The sequence below is a fragment of the Chitinophaga sp. genome (assembly GCF_035538455.1).
GTDB lineage: Bacteria > Bacteroidota > Bacteroidia > Chitinophagales > Chitinophagaceae > Chitinophaga.
Genome location: NZ_DATLKJ010000103.1, coordinates 34,402 through 43,806, shown reverse-complemented (window position 1 = coordinate 43,806; position 9,405 = coordinate 34,402). Strand labels below are relative to the sequence as shown.

Sequence of the window (9,405 nt, the reverse complement as noted above, 5' to 3'; positions counted from 1 at the left end):
ATCGAAGTCGTCACCATATTTGCCCAATGAGATACCTACACATTTCGAATATTGAACGATATTGGATTCTATGATCCAGCCGCGGCTCCAATGCACGCCGATCAACCCCATCTGCTCTGCTGTGGGTGGCGCCCAATTAGTAGCAGCCTGCTGCATGGTAAAGCCCCGTACAGTAATGAAATTAATAAACGGTTTGTCTGGGTAGAAAACGGTTTGTCTGACATTGATCTCAACGGTCTGCCTGTTAGGGTCCACGCCTTTGAACTGGGCGCGGATAGTAGTGGTGTCAGCATCTACAATTCCCCACCAAAGCAGATTCTTCTCATCTGCCGGTTTCATCACCTGTTCAGGGCTGGCAGCTTCCATGAGCCAGTCGCCGTTAAGGTACACTGCCCCCGTATGGTATTTCCTGTTTTTGGGATTTGGGTTGAACCAGTCACCGTGGATCAGGTCCTTATATGGGTTGAAGTTGCCAAAAAAGCTGTTAGGAATTTTCACTTCCCAGGTATCATTATCTGATTTTTCCCAGCCTTTGACTACCTCAGAACCTTTTATCTCTACTGTTTCTCCCTTTGCAGCCTGATAGACAATTCTTTCGACATCTGAATTGCCGCCCCTGGGAGGAACAATCTGTTCTCTATAAATGCCGGCATGAACGGTGATCACATCTCCAGGCATTGCCAGTTCCGCCGCCGCCGAAATAGTTTTCAGTGGCCGTTGCAGGCTTCCGTCGTCCGTATCATTTCCATTAACCGATACATGGTACTCCCTCCCCTGACGCTGTGCCTGTACAGACACACACAGTAACATCACCGCTATAAAGCAAGTGACCTTCAATAATGATAATTTGTATTGATGTTGTATAGTATAACTCCTCACAGAAAACAATGTATGTCGGCGAAGATATTACGGAAATACCCGTATAACTACCACTATCATGGCAATCTGTTATACTTTTTTTTCCTCTCCACACCACCTGTTTTTTAAACAACCATTTAGGTTCTCTTCATTTATGGTTTTATTCTATAGTGCCAGTAATCCGGATCTGTATAATGTATTGACAGGTTTGTTGTCCCAGAAAAGCTCAAAGTCTTCCAATCCAGCGGCTTCGTAGCTGGCCCTTACCTCCTGCAACGTATAGGTTTTAACGTTAGTAACGGAAAGTTGCAGTAATATATCTGCAAGCCATCTACCTTGCTCAGGCTGCACGCTTATACTGAGCTTTTCCTTTTTATTCTGGAACGTGAGCGAGGCCATCTCCCAGCTGCTGCCTTTCTTGGATTTGGTAATGACTTCCAGAGACGGTTGTTTACCCATATACACAACCTTAGAAGTAGGCTTGATGGAACCTGGTTCCTCCTCCAGCAGTGCTTTTACGATGTAATCCGGCGCTACCGAGGTTTTCGGCACTTTGAACTCAAACCATTTAGATAAAGGGAAATCCAGGCAGGCGCCATGCATATAGTTGAGCAGCGATTTCTTCAACCCATAGCTGAAGCTCTCATGGTCTGCACCGGTAGGATCGATATGCATAATATCGTTGTTGGCAAAAGAGCCTGTCTCTTCGGTTTCTTTCTGTACATTGAACTTCGCAGGTTCCAGTCCTACCGGGCTGTGGGCTGTCATGGTAAACTGATGCCAGAAGGCGGATTGCAGGATGCCCGCCTGGAACATCTGCCGTACCATCTCCAGCGAATCGATCGTTTCCTGTGCCGTCTGAGTAGGAAAGCCATACATAAGGTACGCATGCACCATGATGCCGGCTTCGGTGAAATGCCTGTTCACACGCGCCACCTGTGCCACCGTAATACCTTTTTGAATGAGGCCAAGCAAGCGATCCGAAGCCACTTCCAGTCCGCCGGACACGGCAATACAACCGGAGGCCTTCAGCAGCAGACAGAGGTCCCTGGTAAAGCTTTTTTCAAAACGGATATTTGTCCACCAGCTCACTGTTAGTTTACGGCGGATGATCTCCAGTGCCAGCGCCCGCATCAATGCAGGTGGCGCGGCCTCATCCACGAAATGAAACCCGTTCTGCCCCGTCTGCGCAATGATGGTTTCCATCCGGTCGCATAGTAAAGCGGCGGCCACGGGTTCGTATATACGAATATAGTCGAGTGAGATATCACAGAAAGTACATTTGCCCCAATAGCAACCATGTGCCATGGTCAGCTTATTCCAGCGGCCGTCGCTCCACAGGCTGTGCATGGGGTTCACAACCTCAATAGCGGAGATGTACCGGTCCAGGAGCAGGTCGCCGTAATCAGGCGTGCCTACCTGCGACTGTTTATAATCATGGCACTGCGCGTTATTGACATAAGTAACAGTTCCATCCTGTAGCAGGAAGGTGCGCTTCAATTCAGCTGTGGTCCTGTTGCCTTCAATAAAGGAGATCAGCTGTTCTACCGGCGCTTCGCCATCGTCCAGCGTGATGAAGTCCACGAATTCAAATACTCTCGGGTCTGAGAGCGAGCGCAGTTCGGTATTGGGGAATCCGCCGCCCATCGCGATTTTAACGGACGGATAATTCTTTCTGATCCATTGGCCACAGCGGAACGCGGCGTACAGGTTGCCGGGGAATGGTACAGAAATGGCCACCATAGCAGGCTGCACGGCCTCCATATGTTTTGCCAGCAAACCGGTAAGGATGTGATCAATGTAGGTGTAGCCCTGGTGCAATGCATCATACAGCTCATCAAAGCTGTTGGCAGAACGGCTGAGCTTTTCTGCGTAGCGGCTGAAACCAAAGTGTGTATCCACACATTCCTGAATGAGATCAGAGAGATCTTCCAGATACATGGTGGCCAGGTGTTTGGCTCTGTCCTGCGTTCCCATAGAGCCGAAGGCCCATACCAGGTCGTCCAGCTGACCAAAACGGGAAGCCTCCGGGAGGAAGTCACGTTTACAGATCAGGTGCGCCAGCGTCGGGTTTTTGCCTTGCAGGAATAATATTACTGCATCAATGGTATGGATATAATCATCCTGCAGGCTGACGATTCTCGCAGTGTTCTCCGACAGCTTCTCCGGGCCGGAAGCAGCAATATATTCAAACAATCGTATCAGTCCATGTTTTGAAAATAAAGCCAGCGTCACTTCTATACCCAGGTCTGCCTGAAATGAGGAAATGCCTTTAGTATTCAGGAATCCCTTCAGATAAGCAGTAGCCGGGTATGGCGTGTTCAGCTGTGTAAATGGCGGCGTTATTAAGAAAACAGAACGACTCAAATCAATATATTTAAACTGCAAACATACGGTGATTTTCTCGCAAAGCCGCAAAGGGAGCAAAGATCGCAGGACGTTCTTAGTCTCCTTGCGGCGCCGCCCCAATAGTCCACAAAAATTATAGACTTTTATTTGGAAATATAAAATCACGCTCCTATCTTTGCTTCATCACTTCTAATTAAGTCACCGTTAATTAGTTTAATATCACCAACTATTTTTCTGGAAGCCTATAAATTAATTAGCATGAACTATTGTCATCTTCTCAACTGCCGATGTTGGTAATATCTTCCCCGCTCCCTGTATGCCCAGGGAAATGATTACTTTTTTCTATCACCCTATTTTTTGCTGCACAGTAAATGATCTGCACCGGGATTGTTTTGCTGTATAACTGGTTCTCAGCGGATCAGCAGGAAACTGCCCGTGAGAAATATTTCCTTCAACCAAAAAACATAAACGATGAAAGCACATAAACACTTTTTTTCATCTGGTATTATAGCGGCCACGTTATGGAGCAGCAGCCTGTTTGCAGCTCCAGGCAAGCCTTTCGTAAAGGAAGGCGTATGGCGGGGCGTATTTACACTCAGCGAATCACAGGTACCATTCAACTTTGAGCTGAAAGGCAAAGACCCTGAACATGCTGTGTTTACGCTGCTCAACGGTACCCGCAGGGACGATTTTCATGTACAACGGATCGGCAATGATTCACTCTTTATAAAGATGAATACCTATGATGCTGCCCTCGTTGCTAAGATAGAATCGGATGGCAGAATCACCGGGGAATACCGGAGCCTCGTTCCCAATTTCCGTGGTAACGCCCTACCCTTCACCGCTGAGCATGGTGTCGGCTATCGCTTTGATGCCCCCGGCACTACCGAAACGCCCAGGTTCAACGTTAGCGGCAAATGGGATCTGAAGATCTATAGCAAGGAACCTACGCCCAATCGTATTGGCCTGCTGAAACAGGAAGGCAGTAAACTCACGGGGGTGATTCTCTCTGTGGTGGGTGACAGCCGCGAGCTGGAAGGCACCGTACATGGCGATGAATTTGAGCTATCGGGCTTCACAGGCCCCAGTCCTATCTATATCAAAGGAAAGATCAATGATGATAAAACACTCACCGGCGAATTAAGCCTCGGCATCTATAACAATATCAAATTTGATGGCGAGAAAAATGCGGCCGCAGAACTGCCTGATCCTTATAAGCTCACTTATCTGAAGGAAGGCTATAAAAAGCTGGACTTTACGCTGCCGGATCTTAACGGGCATAATGTTTCGCTGAGTGATGAGAAGTATAAAGGGAAAGTGGTGATTGTAGAGATCATTGGTACCTGGTGTCCCAACTGTACGGACCAGACATCCTTCCTCTCCCCCTGGTTTAACAAAAACAAAGACCGTGGCGTGGAAGCCATTGCCATCGGATTTGAACAGAAAGATGATTTAGAATATGCCCGCTATACGCTGGGTAAGTTAAAAGAAAAATACAACATACAATATGATATTCTTTTTGGTGGCATTGCTGATAAGAAAGTGGCGTCAGAGAAATTACCGGCGCTTAACCGCATGATGGCCTTCCCCACAACCATCATCATCGATCGTAACGGTGAAGTAAGACAGATACATACCGGTTATACCGGTGAAATCACCGGTCAGTATTACAAAGACTATGTAGCGAAGTGGAACCGGGATCTGGACGCGCTGATCGCAGAAAAATAATTTAACTTTTTTTTTCCTGATTGCGCAAAGCTTATTCACCAAACACCTTTAATTTGCGCAAAAATCTAAACACACATATATGCAACGATTAGCGTCATTATTATTCATTGGAGGCTCAGTAATCCTGATGTCTTTCAACGCTCCTGCGACTGTCACTAAAGGAACCAAATCTACCAAAATTGTTACTGTAAAGAAAGCCACTACCTTCCAGGTAGACGCTAAACAAAGCAAACTGTCCTGGGTTGGTAAAAAAGTAACCGGTCAGCACAGCGGTACTATCAACGTCGCTGATGGCAAACTGGAAGTAGAAAACAATGCATTGAAAGGCGGCACCTTCTCCCTGGATACCCGTAGCATCGCTGTTACAGACATCACTGATGCTGATGGGAACGCTAAACTGGTGGGTCACCTGAAAAGCGAAGACTTTTTCTCTACAGAGAAATTCCCGGCAGCAACATTCGTTATCACCAGCGTTAAAGCAAAGGGTAATGGTAGCTACGATGTGGATGGTAAACTGACTATCAAAGGTATTACCAATCCTATCAGCTTCCCTGCAGCTGTTACTGTTGCTGGTAACAACCTGACAGCTAAAGCCAACATCAAGGTAGACCGTACCAAATACAACATTAAATACGGCTCCAAGAGCTTCTTCGCGAGCATCGGTGATAAAGCGATCTACGATGACTTTGATCTCGAAGTAACACTGGTGGCCAACGCCAAATAATTAGTCCTTGTAAGCTACCCCATTAATAATTCCTGGGGAGTACAGGTTATTGTGCCTGTACTCCCGGGAATGCCAAAGAGACACCCCCCATTTATTTTGTTATTTTTCTATTTTGTTATTTAGAAACTCTTCAAGGGTTCTTCCTTTTTGTGTCCACCACCAAATATTCAATAACTACATAACCAAATAACCACATAAAAATATTCCCTTGCTGAAAAAAATGATCTTCATTTTATCGGGGGCGCTATGCCTGTATGGTTTCAAAACCAGCAGTAGCAGCGATCCTCCGGCAAAGGTGCAGCTGGGAGAAAAGCTGTTCTCTGATCCGTTGCTGTCTAAAGACCGGAGCATCAGCTGCGCCTCCTGTCACCTGCCTCAATATGGTTTCGCAGATACGGCGGCCTTTAGTAAAGGTATCCATCAAACGCCAACCCGGCGGAACACACCGGGTATCACCAACCAGTCCGGCCGCCCGAATTTCTTCTGGGACGGGCGCGCTGCCTCCCTGGAAATGCAGGCACTGCAGCCCATCATCAACCCGGACGAAATGGGCCTGCCCATTGCCGAAGCAGTGGCGCGCCTCAATGCAGACGATAACTACCGCCGGCTTTTCCAGCAGGTGTTCAGCAGTCCGGCTACGGAAGTCAATCTTGCACAGGCTATCGCAGCCTATGAACGTACGCTCGAAACGGCTAACAGCCCATATGACAGGTACATCGCAGGAGACGACAATGCACTAACGCCATCGGCTATACGTGGACGTATGTTATTCATCGGAAAAGCCAACTGCAATAACTGTCATTCCGGGGAAGACTTTACAGCAGACCGTTTCAAGAACATAGGATTATACAACGGGACCACGCTCACTGACGCCGGCAGGTATGAGGTCACGAAAGACAGTGCCCACAAAGGGTTCTTTAAAGTACCCGGCCTGCGAAATGTAGCCGTCACGGCACCGTATATGCACAACGGCATGTTCAGAACGCTTCGTGAAGTAATCGCCTATTACAATGATCCGGACGCCGTGATACATAATGGCGTCAACCGCGATTTGTCGCTCAACAAACCACTGCATCTCAGTGATCAGGAGATGAGCGACCTGGAAGCCTTTCTGGTAGCCCTTACCGACGACCGCTTTCAACAGCGGCATTCATCAACTCATCAACCAGGACTATGAAAAAAATTGTACTCCCTGTCATATCTCCCCTGTTGCTTGCCGGCGTACTACAGGCACAGGACATCCCGCAGCGGGATACGACGCGGCAGCTCGGCGAAATACAGATCGTTGGCTCGCGTAGCGTAAACCGTACCAAACTGAACTCTCCCGTACCTGTGGACATCATTGATTTGAAAAACCTACAGGAATCGGCGCCACAAACCAGTATCACCCAGCTGCTGCAGTATGTGTCGCCTTCCTTTCACTCTGTCAATGGCAGTAATGCCGGTGATGCAGGGTCGGCGCTTAACCTCGCCCAGCTCGGAGGACTGGGCGTAGACCAGCTGCTGGTACTTGTGAATGGGAAACGCCGTCATAAAAGCTCCAACATCAACTGGGGCGGCCTGGGCAACGGCGCTACCGGCTACGACCTCAATGCCATACCAGTAGCCGCTATTGAACGTATTGAAATACTACGCGATGGGGCTGCCGCGCAATACGGATCAGACGCTATCGCGGGTGTGATTAATATTGTATTGAAAAAACAAACGGAACATATTATCGTAGGCACCACCGTGACCACACGCCGCCGTGGAGATGGCGCCAGTACACGCTCAGGTATCAACTACGGTACGAGGATAGGTCAGCGCGGCGGTTATCTCAACGCTACCGCCGAATTTGCCACACAGGCAGTGGCCCTTCAACCAGGCCGCGATGACGCAGGATTGTATAACGGACCTATCTACGGCGGTGGCGCCAACACGCGCGATTACGATAACGTATATACGAAAGAAACCGATGATGCCATTCTCAGGAGCCGGGGTATAGACCGCCACTTCTTTGACCAGCGCGGTAACGGCTCTAACAAGTCCAAGGATGCGTTACTCTTCTTTAATACCGCGATACCCGTAAAAGACCATGTGGAAATATATGCATTCGGCGGTATCAGTCATCGCAATTCCCAATTCACCGCGGTATACCGTCTTCCCGGCTGGACAGAGCGCAATAACACTACGCTCTACCCTGAGGGTTTCCTTCCCGCAATGGACAATGGCATCACCGATAAATCCATTGCCGTTGGCATCAAGGGGACAGCAGGCGCCTGGCAGCTTGACCTCTCCAACGTATACGGCAAAAATGACTTCAGCAATGTGATCAGCAATTCACTGAATGCAAGCCTGGGCGCTAAAAGTCCTACCACCTTTGATGCCGGGAGGTATAATGCCTCCCAGAATACTGCCAGCCTCGACGTCAGCCGCTACTTCCCCCGGGTACTACACGGTGCAAATCTGGCCTTTGGCGCACAATACCGCACGGAAACATACCAGATCATTGCAGGTGAAGAGGCTTCCTACATCAAAGGGGACCTGCGCACGATCTATAAAGTGGACACCAGTGCCGCAGGCGTGCCGTATCTTTCGGCGGCAGGACTGATAGCGCTCAATGGCCTTTCGCCGGGATCACAGATCCATGCCGGGTTCCGGCCCACTAATGAAGTGAATGTAAACCGCGCCATTGTGGCCGGATATATAGATGTGGAAGCCAACATTACAGAACATTGGCTGGTATCTGCTGCACTGCGCGCAGAGAATTTCTCCGATTTTGGAAATGTGACTACCGGCAAAGCGGCCACCCGTTATAGTTTCGGGCCGTGGCTGGGAATACGTGCATCTGTCAACAGTGGTTTCCGCGCTCCGGACCTTGCCCAGTTCTATTACACAGAAACCTCTACCAGCTTCCAGCAGGGACGTGCGATTGATCAGGTAACCGCCTCCAACAAAAGCGCCGCCACCAGGGCATTGGGTATTCCGGCGCTTACGCCGGAGAGATCCACCGGTTATACCGCAGGCATTACATCACGACCGGCACATAACGTGGAGATCAGTGTAGATGCCTATTACGTAAAGATCAGTAACCGCGTAGGCAACACCGGCAACTTCTCCGCCAATGATCCCAATCTTCCCGCAGATGTGCGGTCACTGCTGTTGCAGACAGGTACCACGCAGGCAAAATTCTTCTATAACGCTTTCAGCACCCGCACGCAGGGCATAGAGTTTACCAGTAGCTATAAAGTACCGCTGGGACGGGGTTCCCTTCAGTTGCTGGCGGGCGGTAACTTTGTAAAGAATGAAGTGACGCATGTGAATACCCCCAAAGGACTGGAGCAATACAAAAACATCATCTTCAGTGAAGCAGAGCGGGCACGCGTTACTACCAACATTCCGCAGCAGAAGATTACGCTGCAGGGCTTGTGGCAGGTGAAGCCTTTCACGTTGCTGCTACGCACGGTATATTTCGGGGCTGTTACCACAGCTACTGCACAGAATGCCAATTTCCCGAAGCCTGATTACTACTTCCAGGAGCTAAGGCCCGTATGGTTTACCGATGTATCCGTCGGATACCAGATCAGCAAAGCAATACAGGTAACGGTGGGTGTCAACAATGTTTTCAATGAAGTGGGCGACTATACCGAAAAAGCCATTTCCGGATTGCGTAATCCCACTGTGGTTGGTATCCAGAACGGCAGCGCAGGCATACAACCTTTTGGTCGCGTTTATGCGCGTTTTTAATCGCATCATCAATATACATA

General features: G+C 49.0%; 6 protein-coding genes. 4 read left to right on the top strand and 2 right to left on the bottom strand.

Going from position 1 to position 9,405, the window contains the following annotated elements; genetic code table 11:
* On the bottom strand, positions 1-837 hold an 837-nt coding region (locus VM802_RS12990; protein ID WP_325531085.1), incomplete at its 3' end, for a DUF1565 domain-containing protein.
* 186 nt (positions 838-1,023) lie between these two features.
* Complete coding sequence (locus tag VM802_RS12985) at positions 1,024-3,225, bottom strand: B12-binding domain-containing radical SAM protein (protein ID WP_325531083.1); 2,202 nt, start codon at positions 3,223-3,225, stop codon at positions 1,024-1,026.
* A 453-nt stretch (positions 3,226-3,678) separates the two neighbouring features.
* On the opposite strand from VM802_RS12985, the gene VM802_RS12980 reads away from it, so the two are divergent.
* The 4 genes from VM802_RS12980 to VM802_RS12965 all read left to right on the top strand — a co-directional run bounded on the left by VM802_RS12980 (position 3,679) and on the right by VM802_RS12965 (position 9,385).
* A complete protein-coding gene (locus VM802_RS12980; RefSeq protein ID WP_325531081.1) occupies positions 3,679-4,935 on the top strand; it encodes a peroxiredoxin family protein in 1,257 nt (418 codons plus the stop codon).
* Positions 4,936-5,014: 79 nt separating this feature from the next.
* Positions 5,015-5,659 (top strand): YceI family protein, encoded by a 645-nt coding sequence (locus VM802_RS12975; RefSeq protein WP_325531079.1) that lies wholly within the window; start codon positions 5,015-5,017, stop codon positions 5,657-5,659.
* A gap of 208 nt (positions 5,660-5,867) precedes the next feature.
* Positions 5,868-6,836 (top strand): cytochrome-c peroxidase, encoded by a 969-nt coding sequence (locus VM802_RS12970; RefSeq protein WP_325531077.1) that lies wholly within the window; start codon positions 5,868-5,870, stop codon positions 6,834-6,836.
* Positions 6,833-9,385, top strand: a complete 2,553-nt coding sequence (locus VM802_RS12965; protein WP_325531075.1) for a TonB-dependent receptor plug domain-containing protein — start codon at positions 6,833-6,835, stop codon at positions 9,383-9,385. Before VM802_RS12970 ends, VM802_RS12965 begins: the two co-directional genes overlap by 4 nt.
* Positions 9,386-9,405 lie beyond the last annotated feature (20 nt).